Source organism: Bifidobacterium sp. LH_450, assembly GCF_056356715.1.
Window position 1 is genome coordinate 1 of record NZ_JBKEUU010000007.1, and the last position, 20,955, is coordinate 20,955.

The 20,955-nt window shown below is 64.2% G+C and carries 8 protein-coding genes and 1 pseudogene; all 9 read left to right on the forward strand.

The features are described from left to right. Positions 1–195 precede the first annotated feature (195 nt). Positions 196–339 (forward strand): hypothetical protein, encoded by a 144-nt coding sequence (locus AC1AXT_RS08415; protein WP_476542114.1) that lies wholly within the window; start codon positions 196–198, stop codon positions 337–339. A 247-nt stretch (positions 340–586) separates the two neighbouring features. After that, positions 587–1,009, forward strand: coding sequence for a MarR family winged helix-turn-helix transcriptional regulator (locus AC1AXT_RS08420; RefSeq protein WP_476542116.1), 423 nt, complete (start codon positions 587–589; stop codon positions 1,007–1,009). 219 nt (positions 1,010–1,228) lie between these two features. After that, entirely contained in the window at positions 1,229–1,879 is a 651-nt protein-coding gene (locus AC1AXT_RS08425) for a YczE/YyaS/YitT family protein (protein ID WP_476542118.1), read from the forward strand. A gap of 241 nt (positions 1,880–2,120) precedes the next feature. Continuing rightward, positions 2,121–2,837 (forward strand): annotated as a pseudogene (locus AC1AXT_RS08430) (potassium channel family protein); the annotation flags it as partial. 630 nt (positions 2,838–3,467) lie between these two features. Further along, the gene (locus AC1AXT_RS08435; RefSeq protein WP_476562633.1) at positions 3,468–5,987 is read left to right on the forward strand and encodes a glycoside hydrolase family 3 C-terminal domain-containing protein; all 2,520 of its coding nucleotides are present in this window, start codon (positions 3,468–3,470) and stop codon (positions 5,985–5,987) included. A gap of 183 nt (positions 5,988–6,170) precedes the next feature. Beyond that, the gene (locus AC1AXT_RS08440) at positions 6,171–7,304 is read left to right on the forward strand and encodes an ABC transporter ATP-binding protein (RefSeq protein ID WP_476542120.1); all 1,134 of its coding nucleotides are present in this window, start codon (positions 6,171–6,173) and stop codon (positions 7,302–7,304) included. 166 nt (positions 7,305–7,470) lie between these two features. Continuing rightward, a complete protein-coding gene (locus AC1AXT_RS08445; RefSeq protein WP_476542121.1) occupies positions 7,471–8,895 on the forward strand; it encodes a DUF4032 domain-containing protein in 1,425 nt (474 codons plus the stop codon). 466 nt (positions 8,896–9,361) lie between these two features. Next, a complete protein-coding gene (locus tag AC1AXT_RS08450) occupies positions 9,362–16,270 on the forward strand; it encodes a Cna B-type domain-containing protein (RefSeq protein WP_476542123.1) in 6,909 nt (2,302 codons plus the stop codon). Further along, positions 16,267–20,799 (forward strand): InlB B-repeat-containing protein, encoded by a 4,533-nt coding sequence (locus AC1AXT_RS08455; protein ID WP_476542124.1) that lies wholly within the window; start codon positions 16,267–16,269, stop codon positions 20,797–20,799. The genes AC1AXT_RS08450 and AC1AXT_RS08455 overlap by 4 nt, the downstream gene beginning before the upstream one ends. The last annotated feature ends 156 nt before the right edge of the window (positions 20,800–20,955 follow it).

A 20,955-nucleotide genomic window follows, 5' to 3' on the forward strand; every position in this document is an offset into this window, starting at 1 on the left:
CCCGCCCCGCCCTACCAAGGCAGGCGCCGCGCCCAATGAGAAAGCCCGGGGCCAACCGGCCCCGGCCCCCTGTCAACTATCCGCCGGGACATGTGTCAAGCATGCGCTGAGACATGTGTCAACTATCCGCCGAGACAGGACACGGAACGCAACGCAGGGACCGAATGGAAAATCGTGGAAGATTTAGCGCCGTTCGTGAGCGATCCATCTGCTTTCTTCAGATTCTGGGACTACACCAGCGACGTTGGCTGGCTGGTGACGTTCCGCGACGGAGCTGCCACCGTTTGCGACGAAGAGGAACCCGAGGAAGAGGAACCGGACGGGGCGAACGAAGGGTAACGCACGCCGACTGAAATATACCGTCCTCTCTACGTTCCAGTCGGTGGCGGCGTGTGAGCGACTGGAACGTAGATTTCTGGCTATTTTTCAGTCGGTGGGGAGGGAACCAGCAGGCGCTGCGGAAAAGCGACGGCGAGCGGCGCTTTACGGCGGGAAACGCGGGGAATGGTTTCGTCGGGGCGGAACGGTATGAATACTAACTGTTAGGTTTCTTACTATTTGTGACGCGAAAGGGTGACGGGACGGCATGGATTCGATCCATTATCTGCTGATGAAGACGCATTTGATGCTGTTTCATCGGGTGACGGCCCGCATTGGAGAGTTCGGGTTGACGCCCGGACAGCCGAAAGTCCTCGACTATTTGGCGAGCCATGGCGAAGCTGACCAGAGCACCATCGCCAAAGGCTGCCAGATCGAGAAGGCAACGATCGGCAGCATCCTCGAGCGCATGGAAAAGAAAGGCCTGATCCGCCGCGAACGCCACGAAAACAACCGGCGTTCGATTTTCGTCACGCTGACGCCGGAAGGAGAGAGGACGGCGCAGGCGTTGCAGGAAGTCTTCAGCCAGGCGGAACGGCCGGTCAACGACGCGTTGAGCGACGAGGAACTCGCCCAGCTCAAGGCGTTGCTGGAGAAAGCGGCGGCAGCCATCGAAGCGGCCGACGACTAAGCCGGGCAGCCGCTCTGCGGCGAGCCCATTCCCCGGCTTCCCGCGGCCGCGTTTCCGGCAGAAACCCAACGCAGACAAGAGAGCACGTCAATATATATCCACCAAAGGAAGTGATTCCTTACGCAAGGAACAGCAATCCCCTCCGTAACATCCCCCAAACCGTCCCCAACCAACGGCAACTGCCAGCCGAACCGCTGGAAGCGCTTCGCCGGGCGCATCATGGCGCGCCATATTCCGGCCCGCGCCGTCGTCATGTTCGCCGGCATGGCGATCATGGGCCTGGGCGTCTCGCTATCCATCAAGGCGGACCTCGGCACGTCGCCGATTTCCAGCATCCCGTACGCCACCGCCTGCATTTCCGGCCTGACCGTCGGCACAACGACGATCATCATGAACGTAACGTTCGTCGTTCTCCAGATTCTCATTCTGCGCCGCGAGACGCGCTGGAGCACCGTCGCGCAGCTGATCATGGCCGTCGGCATGGGCGTCGCCATCGATATCTGGGACGCCATCCTGCCGTTCGCGACGCCCGGCAACTACCTGGCGCAGTGGGGCATCTGCGCGCTCGGCATCGTCGCGGTCGGCCTCGGCGTCGCGATGGAAGTGCGCGCGAACCTGCTGCTGAACGCCGGCGAAGGCATGGTCCAGACGCTCGCAAGCAAGTTTCACGTGAAATTCAGCAATATGAAGATCATTTTCGACACCAGCTGCGTCGTGCTTGCGTTGGCTGCCGCGTTCGCGTGCCTCGGAGCCCCCGCGGGCGTGCGGGAGGGAACGCTGGCAGCGATGCTGTGCGTCGGGCTGTGCGTCAAGTTCTTCACCAAGATTATCCACCGCATCGACCTGAAGCGCTGGGCGCTCGCCGACTGAGCGGGTTTCGTTTCCGCTTTTTCGTTCCCTCTTTCGCGGCGAAAACCCAGCGGATCGTTCCATCGGCGCCATGTGCGGCGAACGTTGCGGCGTTCGCCGACGCTTTGTGAAAATCTCCTTCCATCCGGCCGTCCACCATTGGACGGCCGGATGTTTCATGCTAACGTGCCAAGCTGTGCGCGACGCGTAAAAATGGCGGCTTTTCGCCGTTTTCCTAGCGCCGAACGCATAGAATCGAGGTATGACGCTGAAGAAATGGGACCACTACACCGACGTGCCGCTGTTCATACTGTCGGCAGTGTTCCTGTTTGCGTATTCGTGGGAAGTGCTGGCGGGAACGTATACGGCGCTGTGCAACTACGTCATCGACGCGATCTGGGCCATCTACGCCATTGATTACGCCGTATCGCTGTACCTGGCGCCGAACCGGCGCGAATGGTTCAAGAAGAACCTGCTGCTGCTCGCCACGATCGCGCTGCCGATATTCCGGCCGTTGCGGCTGCTGCGGCTCGTTGCGATGCTGCAGTTCTTCAACCACGGCACCGGCATCGCGGCGCGCGGGCGCATCACGCTGTACGCCAGCTCGATGGTGGCTGTGCTGATCTACGTGGGGGCGCTCGCCGAATACGCGGCCGAGCACAACGCTCCCGGCGCGAAGATCACGACGTTCCCGCTGGCGGTATGGTGGGCGTTCGTCACGATCGCCACCGTCGGCTACGGCGACTTCTACCCGGTCACGGCCATGGGACGGCTCATCGCCATCATCCTGATGCTCGCCGGCATCGCGCTGATCGGCATCGTCACGGCGATGATCGCTTCGTGGATCATCGACCAGGTGAACCGCGAAAGCGTCACGCTTGCGCAGGACGAAACGCAGGCCACGACCGCCGAATCCCGGCTGCTGCAGGGACAGATGCTGCAGCTGTCCGATTCGGTGAGCACCCTCAACAACGAAATCGTCAAGCTGCGGCATGCGACGAAGAAATACCAGAAGTCGAAGAAGCGGCACAAGGACCATGCGGGACATTCGAACTTCGGTACGGAACCGGACCAGCAATCCGCCGTCACCGAGTCGATTCCGCCGGTGCATGTACCGTCCGGCGCGTCGTCCGGCGCCGCGTCTGCGCGCCGGACGCGTTCGGCGGCCGCCGTACGGTCGGCGCAGCCGGGACGTTCCGGCATTGCGCGGCCGGGCGGAGCCGGGCGCATGGCCGGCGGCGCACGCGGCGCGGGGAGCGCATCCGGCCATGCGTTCTCGGTGCCCGATTCGCACGGCGCCGGCGCGTTCCACCCGGCGCCCGTGTTCCACGGGGCTGCGACCTACGTCAACGCCCAGGCGCAGATGCACGGCGAGCCGCATGCCGCGCTCCACGCGGCCTATCCGGCGGCCGGCTCTCATGGAGTCGGCTATCCCGGCGCCCACGGCGGCGCGCAATCTGTGGCTTCCAACGCTGTACCGGAGGGGACCGGCGCAGCAGCGCAATACCTCGCGCCGCAGTATGGAACGCAAGGTGCGGCGCCACGCAAACGCTGCAGGCCGGTGCAGCAGCACTATACGAGTCCGCGACGGAAAGGAAAGTAAGTCGTGATGAAAAGCAGGAACGAGATTGAACGCATGCTGCGCAGCTGTTCGCCGCACGAACTGGCGGCGCTGCTCAGCGGCGAGACGATGTGGACAACGCGCGCCAACATCCGCGCCGGCATTCCGTCGCTCACGATGAGCGACGGCCCGCACGGCCTGCGCTGCCAGCTGCACGTTGCCGGCGGCGACAATCTTGGCATCGGCACCGCCGCTGAATCCACCTGTTTCCCCAGCGGCTCGACGCTGGCGATGAGCTGGGACGAAGCGCTGTTCGACGAGATTGGCGAGGCGATGGGCCGCCAGGCCGCCGCTCTCGGCGTCGGCATGGTGCTGGGGCCGGCCGTCAACATCCAGCGCGACCCGCGCGGCGGCCGCACGTTCGAGTACCTTTCGGAAGATCCGGAAGTCTCCGGCCGCCTCGGCGCCGCGATGGTGCGCGGCATCCAGCGCACCGGCCGCGCCGCCTGCCCGAAGCATTTCGCCGTCAACAGCCAGGAACTGCGCCGCCAGGCCAGCAATTCCGTCGTCGACGAGCGCACGCTGCGCGAAATCTACCTGACGGCGTTCGAAATCATCGTCCGCGAAGCCGAGCCGATGGCGATCATGACGTCCTACAACATGATCAACGGCACCTATGCTCACGAAAACTCGCGCCTGCTGACGTGGGTCCTGCGCGACGAATGGGGCTTCGACGGCATGGTCGTGTCCGACTGGGGCGGTTCGAACAGCGCGGTGGCGGCTGTCAAGGCCGGCGGTTCGCTGGAAATGCCGTCGCCGGGCATGGTAAGCGTGCGCGAGCTCAAGGAAGCGTTCAAGGCGGGGGAGATTACCGGCGACGAACTGCTCGAGCGCGCCGTCGACGTCGCTCGCGTCGCGCTGTCGGTAGCCGAATCCGACGCTGCGGGCGCTTGTGAAGCCGGTATGGAATCGCTGCTGGAAAGCGGCCACGACCTGGCCGTGCGGGCTGCCGAACGCTCGATGACGCTGCTGAAGAACGACGGGGCGCTGCCGCTGGCGTCCGGAACGCGCGTGGCGCTGCTGGGCGGCATGGCGTCGCAGCTGCGCTTCCAGGGCGGCGGTTCGTCCGAAGTGACGACCGGCCATGCCGAAACCGACTTGGCGTCCGCGCTGCGCGACGCCGGTCTGGACGTCGTTGCCCAGGAAGAGGGCTACGTTGCCGGCTCCGCCGAGTCGGACGCGCGCAAGATTGCGCGCGATGCGGCCCGGGCCGCCGGCTCGGACGCGGACGTCGTCGTCGCCGTCGTCGGCCTCGACGACCGCAGCGAATCGGAAGGCGCCGACCGCGCCGACCTGCAGCTGCCGCAGGCGCAGAACGACATGATGCGCGAAGCGGTCCGCTGGTGCAAGGAAGCCCGCAAGCCCCTGGTCGTCGTGCTGCTGGGCGGCAGCCCGGTCGAGCTGCCGTGGCTCAAGGACGTCGACGCGCTGCTGCTGGCCGGGCTGCCCGGCGAAGGCGCGGCGCCGGCGATTGCCCGTACGCTGGCTGGAATGGTCAACCCGGCCGGCCATGTGGCGCAGACGTGGCCGTTAGCAGCTTCCGACATGCCGACCGCGGGCCGCTTCCCGGTCGCCAGCCGCGATTCGTACTACCTCGAAGGGCCGTTCGTCGGCTACCGCTACTACACGACGACCGGCCAGCCGGTCGCCTTCCCGTTCGGATTCGGCCTGTCCTACAGCGCGTTCGAGCTGGGCGACCTTGAGATTTCTGACGGCGAGGCGCGCTGCACGGTGCGCAACGTATCGGAGCGCGACGGCGAGACGGTCGTGCAGATGTACGTCGAAGCGCCGTCCGACGGGGGCGCCCGCCCCCTGCGCGAGCTCAAGGGATTCGTGCGCGTGGCCGTGCCGGCCGGCGAATCCCGCACGGTGCGGCTGCCGTTCAACGACCGCACGTTCCGCCATTTCGACGTGGCGAGCAACCGGTGGCGCACGACGAGCGGCGCGTGGACGGTCGGCGTCGGCTTCGATTGCGAGAACCTGCCGCTGACCGGCCTGGTGCACGTGCACGGCGACATGGCGCCGCAGCCGGCCGACCCTGCGCTGGGCGCCTATATATACGGCGACGTCCACCAGGCGAGCCGCGCGGAGCAGCAGACGCTGTTCGGCATCAAGGCGCACGGCATCGCGCCCGACGACGTCCCGCTGGGCGCGGGCGATCTGGACGGATCGGTGCGCGAGATGGACGTCAACGACCCGCTGCGCGACTGGGCCGAGCGTTCGCCGGGCCGTGCCGGACGCTGGGTGGGCCGTACGCTGATGCGCCGCGTCGAGCGGCACGAAGCGCCGGACGGCTCCGTCGACTTCGCCACCCGCTTCGTGCTGGACATGCCGCCGCGGGCGATGGCGAAGCTGACCGGCGGACGGATCGACGGCGCCATGGCGCAGGCCATTGCGCAGTTCGGCAGCGGGCACCCAGTGCGCGCAACCGTTGCGCTGGTGCGCAACACGCCGAAGAATCTTGTGCAAAACGCCGTCGAAAACGCCAAATTGCATCGAAAAATTTGACGGGTTCAGCGGTTCGTGTATAGTGTTCTATCAGCTCAATGAAGAGAAATCTCCACTGACTGAAAACCAAATACCGTGGAAGTTTACCGCCGCGTCGAAGTCGACGGCAGTGAATGGAAACACCATAAGTAATCCCCTCACAACGGATCGTTCGGCACGTACCTGCCGATGAAAGGATGAACAATGGCAGAAGTCATTTTCGACCATGTGACTCGTATCTACCCGGGCAACGACAAGCCGTCGGTGGATGATCTCAACCTCGACATCAAGGACGGCGAATTCCTCGTCCTCGTCGGCCCCTCTGGCTGCGGCAAGTCGACCACGCTGCGCATGCTCGCAGGCCTCGAAGAAGTCAACAAGGGTCGCATCATCATCGGTGGCAAGGACGTCACCACCATGCAGCCGAAGGATCGCGACATCGCCATGGTGTTCCAGAACTACGCGCTGTACCCGCACATGACCGTCGCCGACAACATGGGCTTCGCCCTGAAGATCGCCGGCACCCCGAAGGACGAGATCCGCAAGCGCGTTGAGAAGGCCGCTGAGATCCTCGACCTGACCGAATTCCTTGACCGCAAGCCGAAGGCCCTTTCCGGTGGCCAGCGCCAGCGCGTCGCCATGGGCCGCGCTATCGTGCGTGAGCCGAAGGTCTTCCTCATGGACGAACCGCTGTCGAACCTCGACGCGAAGCTCCGTGTGCAGACCCGTACGCAGATCGCCGCGCTGCAGCGCCAGCTGGGCGTCACCACGCTGTACGTCACCCACGACCAGACCGAGGCCCTGACGATGGGTGACCGCATCGCCGTCATCAAGCTCGGCATCCTGCAGCAGGTCGGCGCTCCGACCGAGCTGTACGATCGCCCGGCCAACGTCTTCGTCGCAGGCTTCATCGGCTCGCCGTCGATGAACATCAACACCCACCCGGTCGTCAACGGCAAGGCGAAGATCGGCGAGGACACCATCGACCTCCCGCAGGAGGCCGTGGCCAAGCTCACCCCGGAAGACAACAACGAAATCGTCGTCGGCTTCCGTCCGGAAGACGCCACGCTCGCTGGCCCGGATGACGCCAACGCGTTCTCGCTCAAGGTCGTCAACGTCGAGGATCTCGGCTCCGACGGCTACATCTACGGCAACATCCTGACTGACGACGCCGTCGCCAACCAGGAGCACAACGCCATGATGTCCGATCAGAACAAGCTCACCACGATCCGCGTCAACCCGCGCGCCCTGCCGAAGGTCGGCGACGTTGTCAAGATCAAGGTGAACCCGGCCAAGATGCACCTGTTCGCCCCGAGCACCGAGCTGCGCATCAACTGACCGCATCAGCTGTGATGGAGTTGCTGTTCTCCATCCCATAAAGTAACGAGGTTTTTCTTCCTCTCTTGTCGCCTCGTTGGCGAAGGCCCCGCATAGCTGCGGGGCCTTCGTTTTTTGCCAAGAACCGTTATGAACCCGAGTAACCCGTTGAGGTAAAGTAGCCCCTATGAGTAATGACATGCCGCAAATGGATCCGCGGGCGCTGAAAGCGACGTCCGTCAAGGCCGAGGATCCGGCATCGCCGTCCCCGGAACCCTCGTCGCTGAAGATCACCGCTTCCGGCTCGGACCCCAAGATGTTCTCGCTGCCGTGGGAAAAGCCGCTGTCGACGTGGCCGGCGGACCTGCTCGTCAATCTTCCGCGAGGCATTTCCCGGCACGTCGTGCGCTTCGTGCACGTCGGCGACGAAGTCTACGCGATGAAGGAAATCACCCGCAACGTCGCCGAGCGCGAATATGAAATCCTGCGGCAGCTGCAGAAGCTGGACCTGCCGACCGTGCAGCCGATCGCCGTCGTCACCGGACGCCACGGCGCCGACGGGGAGCCGCTGGAAGCGATCCTCGTCACCAAGCACCTGAAGTTCTCGCTGCCGTACCGCGCGCTGTTCAGCCGCACGCTGCGCCCCGACACCGCCGAACGGCTTATCGACGCGCTGGCCGTGCTGCTGGTGCGGCTGCATCTGGCCGGCTTCTACTGGGGCGACGTGTCGCTGTCGAACGTGCTGTTCCTGCGCGATGCCGACGCGTTCTCCGCGTTCCTCGTCGACGCCGAAACCGGCGACCTGCAGGTCAACCTGACCGACGGCCAGCGCGAATACGACATCGACCTGGCGCGCACGAACATCATCGGCGAACTGATGGATTTGAGCTCCGGCGAGCTGCTGCCGCCGGAAGTCGACGAAATCGAAATCGGCAACCGCCTCGTCGACCGCTACCACTCGCTGTGGGACGCGCTGACCGGCACCGACGACTTCAACCCGAACGAAATGTGGAAGATCGAGCAGCGCGTCAACCACCTCAACGACCTCGGCTTCGACGTCGACGAGCTGGAAATGAACACGACCGACGACGGCAACCGCATTCTCGTGCGCCCGCGCGTCGTCGACGCCGGCTACGCCAACCGCAAGCTGCTGCGCCTCACCGGCCTCGACGTGCAGGAAAACCAGGCACGCCGCCTGCTCAACGACCTCGAATCGTACCGCGCGTCGTCGTGGCGCGAAGGCGAGGACCTGGAAATCGTCGCCACCGACTGGATGCGCGAAGTGTTCGAACCGACGGTGCGGATGATCCCGAAGGAATACCGCACGCAGATCGAGCCGGCGCAGTTCTTCCACGAAGTGCTCGAGCACAAGTGGTTCCTGGCGGAGAAGGCCGGCCACGACATCCCGATGGGGGAGGCCGTGCGCAGCTACATCAAAACGATCCTGCCCAAGTACGCGCTCGATACGAAGACGCTGGAGGAACTCAACGCCGAAGCCGATTCCGGCGTCGTCGACGACACCGCCACCTACAACGCCCCGCGCGGCGACGGCACCGACGAGGACGGCTACAACGCCGAGGAGGACCCGGACGCCGCCGTCTGGTCCCACTGACCGCCGTTGTGGCTGCGCAAAGCCGTGACCGCCTCACATCCGTGGAGGCTCAAAACGAAACCGTTGGCTCCGCTGGAACCGACGGTTTCTTCGTATTGCAGGCTGTCGCTCCGGCAAACTTCGCAGCGCTGTCCGTGTCGCCCCTGCATTGCCAAGTATCATATGTGGTAACGAGGAATCTGATGCTCTCTATCTGCTGATTCGGTGGATTTCGGCAGCTTCCGCGGCGTCTAATGGCGAACGTCGCGACTGCATGCAAGCACCCCCCGCTCACCCACCGGGCAGAGAGCTACTGCAGTGTTGCAGCGCATACAGAGGAGACGCTATGCACAGGCAGAATTGGAAACGTGGGAGCAGTGTCGCTTCCCACGCTGGCAGGCATGCGGCGCCCACCGCGACGGTCACGCCGCTATCGCGCCATACCGTACACGGCGCGAATCATTCCGGACAGGGCAATGCCGCGATTGTGGCGCAACGGCGGATGCTTGCGGCGGTAGTGATCGTGGCGCTGGTGCTGTCGTTGCTCACCAGCCTGTTCGCGGTGCCGGCGATGACGGCATACGCAACCGACTACAATCTCGGCACGAATTCCGGCTGGATCGACGCCGACCAGTCGTCGCTGAAATTCGACGGCCAAGACTATTCGAGCGGCATGACGGTGGAGTACGGCGACGACGTCGAGTTCCGGCTGACGTGGGAGGTGCCGAATTCCGTCGATATCAAGGCCGGCGACACGTTCACGTACGCGTTGCCGGACGGCATCGATTTCAGCAATCTGTCCGACACCGCCGTCTACGACAACTACGGCAACCAGGTCGGCACGTTCACCGTCGCCGACGGTACCGTCACCGTCACCATCACGTCGGACCTCGGCAAGAACGTTTCCGCGTACGTCACCGTCGACGGTACCGTCAGCAGCTCGGCGACAGGAGATTCCAACGGCGGCAACGCCTCGTTCACGTTCCCCGGGTACGGCACGTTCGACGTCTACGTCACGCCGAGCTACGGACTGCAGGCATACAAGAGCGGCGCCGTCTCCACCGACGACAACACCGTCTACTATTTCGTCGTCGACGTCACGTCGACGGGCACGAACACGAACGTCAAGATTCAGGACAGCGCCGGCGATCTGCTGAATTTGCTGTCCGATCCGTCCATCCAGATTTATACCGACCCCGACTGCACGCAGCCGTACACCGGCGGATGGTATGTGGAAACGCAGGACGGCCATTCGTTCTCGCTCAACGTCAACGCGATGGCCGACGGGCAGACGCTGTATGTCAAATATTTCGTGCAGGTCGACCGCGCTGCCGTCACCGCCGCGTCCACGAGCAACGACTGGACGCAGATGCAGCGCGTCTACAACAACGTCACCTACTACAGCGAGCAGTCGACGGAACGCAAGGAGACGTCGAACTCGCTGTGGATGAACAGTAACTGGTCGGTTACGAAGAGCGGCTCGCAGGCCAGTGCGGACGCCGACTGCCTGGCCGGCGGCACCGGTTGCGTCATTACCTGGACGATTACGATCGTGCCGCCGGCGGATGCCGACCCGCTGACGTTTGCCACCACCGTGCAGGACGCGCTCGGCAGCAACATGAGCGCCGACAGCAACGCGACAGTGACAATCAGGTCCCAGCAGAACCAGTGGTATGACGCCAATCCGCTCGTCACGACGGCGACGATTGCCGATTTGCTCGCCGGCACCGTCACGCTGCCGGCGCAGGCTGACGGGACCGCCTACCCGGCGTATGTGCTCACGTATTCGGTGACGGCCGACCCGGCCAGCCTGCCGGCGGCCGGCAGCGGCGAGAAAGTCACGTATGCGAACACCGTCACCGTCACGCCCGGCGACGGCACCGGCACGGCGACGGGCACCGGCACCGTGACAATCGGCAAGGATGCCGTCGCGCTCGCGAAAACGTACGCCGGCAGCTCGATGGAAATGAGCCAGCTGCCGTGGACCGTCACGTTCACCGCGCAGGACGACCTGCCGGCCGGCACCGTGCTGACTGACACCGTCGGCGTCGATTCGGCCGGGAACATGTGCGGTTCGAACCAGCAGTATTTCGCCGATGCCACCGTCGTCACCGTGTACACCGATGCCGCGATGACACAGCCGTATGCCGGCAGCTACTCGACTGCCGTCGCTTCCGACCAGCAGTCGGTCGCCATCACGTTCCACGACGCGATCGCCAGCGACACTACGCTGTACCTGCAGTACGTCACCTATGTCAACGGCTCCGTCGACAACGGCACGTACTTCTGCAACACGGCCACGTCGCGCAACCAGACGGTGACGGCGCAGTTCCAGCCGGTCGGCGACAACATGGCCAAGTCCAGCCTGTACTACTACAACCAGTACAACACCACCGGCAAGGACACGACCGGCCTGATGACGTGGCAGCTGTGGATCCACGACGTGGCCAGCAACGCGACGAGCATTGCGATTACCGACACGCTGCCGACCGGGCTGCGGTACGTCGACGGCTCGGCCGTCGGCTATGGCAGGAACATGGTATGGAACGGCAGCGCGAACGCGTACCCCGCCTATGACGGCATCACCGTGACCGACAACGGCGACGGCACCGTCACGTTCACGATTGCCGCCGGGAGTGCCGCGTTTGCCCAGGCGCAGACGGCAGACGGCTTCAATCTGGTCTACGACACGGCGTTCGACTATGCGACGGCGCCGAGCGGTACGAGCGAATACCGGAATTCCGCCACGATCAGCGTCGACGGCCAGCGGCAGGAGCCCGACAGCGCTTCGGTGTGGGCGGCTCCCAGCAAGCTCGTCAACAAGAGCTCCACCTACGACGGCACTACGGCGCCGTACATCACCTACTCGGTTACCGTGAACGCGACGGCGAATACGCTCAACGGCGGCAAGGCGCTCACGCTCACCGATGTGCTTGGCGACGGTCTCGAACTGCGCATGGATTCGGTGGCCTTCACGAACAAGACGACCGGCGAGGAAATCGAGGCGGCCTCCTATTCGTATGATCCGTCGACGAAGACGATCGTGTTCAAGGTGCCGGATGCCACGCCGGTGCTCATCAGCTACAAGGCGCTCGTGCTGCTCACGCCGGGTGACAGCTTCGCCGGGCTCGGCTCGAATGAGATTAGGCTGTCCGGCGTGGCCAGCGACTATGGCCAGACGAAGACCGACCAGCAGGGGGAGGCCATCGAGGCGAAGGCCGGCATTACGTCGGACGCCAACATCCTGCAGATCTACAAGTACGCTGACGGCGACACGACGAACCCGCTCGGCGGCGCCACGTTCAGCGTCGACGAGCTGAGCGTCGACCCGTTGAAGGACAACAGCACCGTGTGGCGCGTCATTGGCAACTCGACCATCACGTCGACGTTGACATCGAGCTCGACCGGCTACACGTCGTCGGTCATGCTCGCTCCGGACACCATCTACCGCGTCCGCGAAACGCAGGCACCGGAAGGGTATTGCCAGGTCGCTGCCGAACTGAAAGGTGCGGACCCGGTCGGCGAGAACTGCACCGGCGAGGACGTCGTCATCTATCTGGTCTATCCGAATAACATGGCAGCCTCCTCCTATCAAGGCATCACTATCCTTGAGGAGGACAGCACCGAGCATGAGCTGACCATCGCGACCGTCGAGGATTCTACCGGCAAGGTGACGACGCTGCAGACCTACCTGTGGGCGGTCAGCAACACCGGCAAGGTGAAGACCGGCTTCACGCTCAGGAAAGTTGACGGTACCAGTGCGCCGCTGCCCGGGGCGACGTTCACGCTGACCAAGGACGGCGACGCGACTTTCGACACCGTCATGTGGAGGTCCGACGACTGCGCCGCCGGCGTGGACGCCCAGGCGGCCAGCGCGGCGGCCGTGCTCGTCTCCTGCACGGCCACCGAAGCGACGTTCGCCAACCTGACGGCCGGCACCTACACGCTGACCGAAACGGCGGCGCCAGACGGGTACGCGCAGGCCGCTCCAATCACCATCGTCATCACCGAAGCCGGCAACGTCATCGTCAATGGCCGCAGCGTGGCGGTTGATGACAACGGTACGCAGACGAACATCGTGACCGTCCCGAACACGCCGCTGACGACGTCGGTGACGGCCACGAAGGTGTGGAACGACGCCGACGACCAGGACGGCGCACGGCAGACCATCACGTTCCACCTGTGGCAGTGCGCGACCGACGGCCTGAGCGTTTGCGACAAGGACAGCGAAGGCTGGACCGAGGTGGCCGGCCAGGCGAAGACGATCAAGCCAAACGGCGCCGAATCGGGCCTGACCGTCGAATGGACGAATCTGCCCATCAAAAACGGTTCGGACGACATCGTCTACAAGGTGACCGAAACGATGAAGGAAGCGACCGGGTTCGACTACACGACGACGTGGCGGTGCACGAGCGGCGAGCACACGGTGACCGGCGGCAACGGCGTGGCCGACAGCGCCATCGGCATGACGGACGGCACCACGCCGCTCGCCTGCACGTTCACTAACACTCACACGCCACTCACCACGGCGGTGCCGGTCACGAAGATCTGGGACGATGACGAGAACAAGGACGGTAGCCGGCCCGACCATGTTGTCGTCGAACTGTATGCGGACGGCACGGCCACTGGTCAGACGCTGACGTTGCGGGCCGACGAGAACGGCGACTGGAGTGGCCAGTTCAGCGACCTGCCGGCCTACAGTGCCGGCGCGCCAATCCTGTACACGGTACGCGAGGTGAACGTGCCGAACGGGTACGTGGCGACCGTCGCGAACGGTACCGACGGCACGGTGACGGTGACGAATACGCACCATCCGAAAGACGACTACGTGTGGATTTCGAAGGTCGACGTCGGCGGCAATCTGCTGGCAGGCTCGCAGCTGACCGTCACCGGCACGACGACGGACGGCGAACAGATCGAGCCGATTTCGTGGACGAGTTCGGGGAGCGAATCGGTTCAGCTTGATCTCAAGCCGGGGCAGTATACGGTGACGGAAACGAAGAGTCCCACTGGCTACAAGGCGGCCGACCCGATTGCGTTTACCGTCTACGAGCAGGAGGACGGTTCGTGCGGCGTGCTGATCAACGGCAAACCGGCCAGCGACAATCTGGTGACCGTCGTTGACTATTTCGAGACGGTCAATGCCAAGGTGAGCAAGACGAGCCTGACGAACGGCGTAGGGGAGCTGAGCGGCGCCACGTTGACGATCACCGGCACCACGCTCGCCGGCGAGACGATTGCGCCGGTGACGTGGGTCACGAACGGCACGCCGCATGCCATCACGCTCGTGCCGGGCACGTACCGGCTGCACGAATCGGCGCCGCCGGACGGGTACGAGACGGCCGACGACATCGTCTTCACCGTCACGCTCGCCGGTACCGTCGAGATCAACGGCGTGGCGCAGGGCGGCAATACGGTGACGATGACGGACGCGCCGGGCACCACTGACGTGACGATCTCGAAGACGGGAATCGGCGGCGGTACGGAACTCGTCGGCGCCGAGTTCACGCTCTCGGGAGTGACGTTCGAGCACAGCGCCGTCAACGTGACGTGGACGACCGGCGTGAGCGGGTCGAGCTCGAGCCCGCTGTGCTCTACCGACGTCACGCCGACCCTCTGCACGCTCGAGGACGGCACGTATACGCTGACGGAAACGGCCGCGCCGGACGGATTCCGCGTGAGCGGGTCGCCAATCTCGTTCACCATTGCGCAAGGCCAGGTCATCGTCAACGGCACGCTGCGTAGCGGCAACGTCATTGCCGTCACCAACGCCGAGCAGGAGTACACGGCGATTTCCGCCGTCAAACGCTGGGAAGACGACCGCGACAACGACGGGTACCGTTCCGGACTGACCGTCACCGCCGTGCTGTACTGCAACGGCGAAATCTGCCGGGATGACGACGGCACGCAACTCACGGAGACGCTCGACAGCACGAACAACTGGGCATATGACTGGACCGATCTGCCTGTCTATGACGCCGACGGCACGAAGATCAGCTACTCGGTCAACGAAACGGTGATCGGCGACGGCGCCGACGAATACCACAACCGCATCTACAAGCGCACGTCGCTCAACGGACTGACGTTCACGATCTATAACATCCATACGCCGGATGCGAACGATCTCAAACTGACGAAGGTGTGGGATGACGCCGACAACCAGGACGGCGTGCGGCCGTCTGCCATCAGCGTCATCGTCTACGGCACTGGAATCTGCTCCGTCGGCGGCCGCGAAGAGACCTGTACGGACACGCTGATCACGACGAATCTGCGCGTGACCGGCGACGGCGAATGGCACTGGACGCTCGAGAATCTGCCGGCGAACAACGCGTACGGCAATCCGTACACGTATTCGGTCGCGGAAACGCCGATTGTCGAATACAACGGCTACGACGAGAACGGGCAGTGCACGTCGGCTGTCGACAGTGCGAACGATTCGTCCGCTGGTGACGATGCTGTGACTTTGGACGGGGATGCGGCTGCTGACAGCACCGGCAGTGACGATTCGGCCGACGATGGCGCCGGTGCTGATTCGTCCGGCACGGCGGCAATCGCCGACTGCTCGCCGCAGATGACGGAGGAGACCGACGCCAACGGCACGGTGACGGCGATTACCGTAACCAACACGCACACGCCGGCCACCACCGCGGTGACGGTGACGAAGACGTGGGACGATCTGGACGACCACAATGGCACGCGGCCGGATTCGGTGACCGTCTGGCTGCTCTCCAGCCTGTGGCCGGAATCCAACGGCTGGCCGGTGCCGCAGTCCAACGCGGTGGCCGACGAGGACGGCACCTGGGTGGACGAATCCACGGTGACGTATCCGAGCGGTTTCAGTGACGGCGACTGCGTGGATACGAACGTCTCCACCGTCGTCGGCGTCAGCTGCATCGTGCTCAATGAAGCCAACAACTGGACGTACACGTTCACGAACCTGCCGAAGTACGCCGACGGTACGCTGGTCGCCTACTCGCTGACCGAACAGTTCACCGTCACCGACGAGTTCGGCCACACGTCGCTCGACGACTACGAGGGCACGGTCGCCAACCTGACCGGCACCATCGTCACCGACGAGAACGGCGACCCGGTGACTGACGGCAACGGCAACGTCACGACCGTCGGTTCTGACGACCACTACGTCTTTGCGCTGACCAACAAATCCGAACCGTATTTCAACCTGCCCACGACCGGCGGCGACGGTCTGTGGATCGGGTGGAGCGTGCTCGGCGCACTCGCACTCGCGGCCGCGCTGTGGATGAGCGCGCTGCTCGCCAACCGGAAAACCCCATGCACGGCCAGCATGCGACGGCGCGCCGGCGGCACGGCAACCGGAACTGACTCGGCAACTCGCCCGGCAACCGGCTCGGGAACTGACAAGGAGACGCTGCGATGAAGAACGATCATATGTTTCACGCGGAACGTCATGGCCGTCACCGCGCTTCGGACCCTCCGCGCCATGCCGGCGCTCGCCGGCAGTCAACGTACCGTGCAGCGTCGCCGAAGCGTTGGCCGGCGGATCGTCACCTGCGCGCACTGCCGCAGCGCCTGCTCGCGCTCGTCCTCGGCCTCGCGATGACCTTCAGCGTTCCGACAGCTGCATTGGCGCAGGAGAACGCTAACGCCTCTGGAACGGGAACGCCGGTGACGGTCGAATCGTTGCAGGGGAGCGTGAACGAGAAACGTGACGTGACGGTCGTCGCGTTCCAGCAGTCGTGGAACACGATCGCCGACGAATGCGAGCGCGTGTACGGGCCGGAAGGCGTGGGGTACGTGCAGGTCTCCCCGCCGCAGGAGAGCATCCGCGGCACGGAATGGTGGACGTCATACCAGCCGATTTCGTATGCGTTGAACTCGAAGTTCGGATCCGAAGCCGAGTTCGCAAGCATGATCGCGCGGTGCAATGCCGCCGGCATTGACATCATCGCCGACGTCGTCCTCAATCACACGTCCGGTACCGATGTGTCGTGGGTGGACGACCAGCTCGGCGTCAACGGCACCGCATACAACGGCACGTACGGCAGGTATCTCGGCATCGGCATCACGCAGTATGAGGAGAGCGGCAACAACTACCAGTACGGCCTGGCGTCCGGCGATTTCCACAGCTGCAAGTCGGCGATCGCCGACTATACGAACGTGACGGAAGTACAGGAATGCCGGCTCTCGACGATGTGGGATATCAATACCGGCAGCGAGAAGGTACGCGAAATCCAGGCGGAGTATCTCGCGCACCTGTGGAATCTTGGCGTGCGAGGCTACCGCGTGGATTCCGCGAAACACATTGCGCAGACCGATCTCGCGGCCATCAAGGCGAAGCTGGCGGCGAAGATCGGCGTCGCCGCCGACGAGATTCCGTTCCAGCAGGAAGTCATCTATCACAGCGGGGAAGCGGCCGAGCTCGCGCCGTCTGCGTACGTGGCGACCGGTCAGGTTTCCGAATTCACGTACGCGAACCGGCTGCTGTCGTATCTCAACGGTTCACTGTCGCAACTGCAGTGGATTTCCAGCGGACTGCTGGATTCCGATGACGCTACCGTATTCGTCAACAACTGGGATACCGAGCGTGGTTCCGAAACGCTGAACTACAGCGACGGCGGCCGCTACGAAATCGCGATGGGATTCATGCTCGCGTACGGCTACGGGCAGCCGCAGATTCTGTCGAGCTACTACGCCGACCCCAATGACACCGACGCCGGCCCCACCGGCGCGAGCGAAACGTCGGTGCCGCGAACCGACCTGGACGTCGCCTGCGCGGCGATGGACGGGACGGCCAGCGCCGATCTCGAGTACGGCCAGTGGCTTTGCCAGCAGCGCTGGACGTCGGTGCGCGGCATGATCGGCTTCCATAACGCCGTCGGAGACGCTTTCGTCGCCAGCTGGCAGCAGCCGGCGACCGGTCACCTCGGGTTCGCCAGGACGAACTCCGACGGCAACGACGTCGGGTTCTTCGCGATCAACAACACGCTGGAATCGCAGGACGTCACCTACTCGACGAACCTGCCGGATGGCATCTACTGCGACGTCTACAACAGCACCGACTGTTCGCGGACCGTCACCGTCGAGAACGGCCAGTTCACGGCGATTGTGCCGAAGCGCGGCGCCGTCGCGATCTACTATGCGGCCACGCCGGCAACGTGGACGGACACGGCCGGCAACCGGGTGGCGAACCCTGGTTACGACGATCAGGCGGCGACTGACAAGATTGGCGACCGGGCGCTCACCATCTACTATTTCCTGCCGGATTCGTACGGCTGGGACGACCTGTACGTGCAGGTCGCGCCGGACGGGACGGTACTCAACGGCACCCCGTACCGAATGACGCCGTCGGCGGACGTGACGGCAGGGCGCACCTGCTTCGGTCTCGATGAGGCGGGCGGCACCTGGTACGAAGTCACCATTCCCGACGTCAGCCAGTCGCGCACGACGTACCGGTTCACGAACGATCCGTCCGGCAGCTCCGGCCTGTGGGACTACAACGACGGGTTGTCGACGGACGGCGGATCGAAACTGTACGAAGTCGCCGCCGGCACGACGACGATCTACATCCGCAACCATGACGCCAAGCTCGGCGTGCCGTACACCTGCGTGACCGGCGTCGCCACGCTGTTCACCGTGCATTACAACGGTTCCGCGGCGTCGACCGGCATTGTCGCGTGGGGAACCGACGTCAACGGACAGACGATGGAACCCACCTACTTCCCGTTCGACGCCGTCAACGATTCGTGGGGCAAGCGGATGTCCGCCACGCTCGACGGCTACGATTTCACGACGGTGATGTTCCGCGTGGTCAACGACTCCACGCTGTCGGCAGGCGACGTGGTGTCGCTGGCTGACGTGCCGGCCATCAGCGTGACGTGGGATTCCTACGGTGCCAACGTGCTCAACGAGAACAACGGCAAGGGCTACGAGAAGGTGCGCGGCGCCATCGAATGCTGGCTGGACGGCCAGAACCCGGACGCGTACGGCAAGGCGCAGTACTACAACCATTCGGCTGACTGGCGTGCCGCCACCACCATCGAGAGCGCCAACGACGTCAAGAACCCGACCACGCTCAAGGTCAAGGTGCACTACCTGCGCGCCGACGGCAACTACCAGGAATACGACATGGCCTCCGACGCCTGGTACGGCTGGGACCTGTACACGTGGTGGAATGGCGGCACGAGCAGCGCCTCGTTCGCGTTCACCGGCCATGACGACTGGGGACTGGTCTCCGAGTTCACCGTCAGCGCCGACGCCGGCGTGCACCAGTTCGAGTTCATTGTGCGGCAGGGCGGCAGCAGCTGGCTGAGCAAGGACCCGGACAACGACGACCGTGCGCTGCCGGAATCCGTCATTCAGGTGGCGGCCGGCAACTCGGCCGAAGGCGAGGCGGAAATTTGGCTGATTTCCAGCGACAAGACCGTCTACGCCTACCAGCCGGCCGTCGCCGCCGTCACGTTCGAACCTGGCTTCGACTGGCACGTCGACCCGCAACTCGTCCAGCTTGGCGGCACCGTCACGATTGCCGATAACCAGAACCCGGACCCGCTTGTCAACCCATACGGCCGCACCGGCTACGTGCTCAAGGGCTGGACGCGCACCGCCGCGGACGATGGCGACTACTTCCAGTTCGGCGTAGACGCCATCACCGCCCGCACCGTGCTCTATGCGCAATGGCAGCGGGGCGCCATCGTCACGTTCGACAGCAACGGCGGTTCCAGCGTAGCCGCACAGACGGTGGAACTCGGCTCTGCGGCCAGTGAACCGGCAGCGCCAACCCGTGAAGGCTACACGTTCGTCGGGTGGAGCACGGCAGATGCCGAGCAAATTGCTGGAGGATTGTATGGACTGTTCGATTTCGCGACGGCGCTGGATGGCGACCTGACGCTGACGGCCGTCTGGCAGCGCGGCATGGTGACCGTCACCGTTGTCAACGGCGACGTCGCCACGGCGCTGCAGGTTGAGTACGGCGCGACCATGAGCGTCGACGACTTGGCCGAATATGTCGGCAGCCGCGCCGACGAGCAGTTCGTCGGCTGGGTGAGCGAGGACGGCGGCACGACGGCGTTCAATTTCTCTGCGCCCGTCACCGAGCCGGTCGCCATCTACGCAAAATGGGTGGATAACGGCACCAACGTAGCCCTCGTCACGTTCCATACCGACTCGGACGGCGCGATGTATGACTCGACCGGCGACGTTTCCATCTACGCCGTCGTCGGCGAGCGGATTTCGCCGATCAGTCTCGACGTCCCCGACGGCAAGCGGCTTGATGGCTGGACGACGCAGCCGAACGGCACGTCGCTATTCGATTTCGCGACGGAAACGGTACCTGCGGACGGCCTGACGCTGTTCCCGAAGTGGGTGACGGTGTGGACCGTCTCGTTCAATCTCAACGCAGACGACGTGCAGACAAGTGCGGAAACGGCGGCGGCGCTCGCGGACCAGATTGTCGACGACGGTGGTTGCGTGCGCGAACCGGACGTCACGCTCGAGCGCGACCGGTACGAATTCGTCGGCTGGTACACCAGCGATGTCACGCAGGATTCGACGACGAAGTTCGCGTTCTGCACGGTGGCAACCGATCCGGCGACTGGCGAGGAGATTGTCAGCGGCGGTACGGCGGTGACCGGGAATCTCACGCTGTACGCGCGCTGGGAGAAGGCCGGCACCGTCTGGACGGTCAAGTTCAACCTGAACGGCGGCGCCGCCCCCGGCGGCAATGACGCCGTTTTTGCCGACCAGAGGGTGTTCGACGGCGACTATCTGACGAAACCGGTGCTCGACCCGGTGCGCGACGGCTACGTTTTCGAAGGCTGGACGACAGTCAAGAACGACCTGCTCGCCTTTGCCGGCGGGGGTTCAGTCTTCGGTTTCGATGCCTCTGGCAACAGCCTTATCCCCATCGACCGCAACGGCACCCTCTACGCCCTCTGGTCACGACGGTAAAAGAACGAACGGCAACTTGCTCTCTACTTGCTCGCTACTCGCTCACTAAGATGTTCTGAGCGAGTTGCGAGCAAGTTTTGAGCAAGTAGTGAGCGAGTAGAGAGCAAGTAAGCGAGCAAGTTGGGTGTGTTCTCGCGCCAGTTTGCTTCGTCCGGC

Coding starts and splice junctions, on each gene's coding strand:
- AC1AXT_RS08440 (WP_476542120.1), top strand. CDS start 6,171: ATGGCAGAAGTCATTTTCGACCATGTGACTCGTATCTACCCGGGCAAC.
- AC1AXT_RS08435 (WP_476562633.1), top strand. CDS start 3,468: ATGAAAAGCAGGAACGAGATTGAACGCATGCTGCGCAGCTGTTCGCCG.
- AC1AXT_RS08445 (WP_476542121.1), top strand. CDS start 7,471: ATGAGTAATGACATGCCGCAAATGGATCCGCGGGCGCTGAAAGCGACG.
- AC1AXT_RS08455 (WP_476542124.1), top strand. CDS start 16,267: ATGAAGAACGATCATATGTTTCACGCGGAACGTCATGGCCGTCACCGC.
- AC1AXT_RS08420 (WP_476542116.1), top strand. CDS start 587: ATGGATTCGATCCATTATCTGCTGATGAAGACGCATTTGATGCTGTTT.
- AC1AXT_RS08425 (WP_476542118.1), top strand. CDS start 1,229: ATGGCGCGCCATATTCCGGCCCGCGCCGTCGTCATGTTCGCCGGCATG.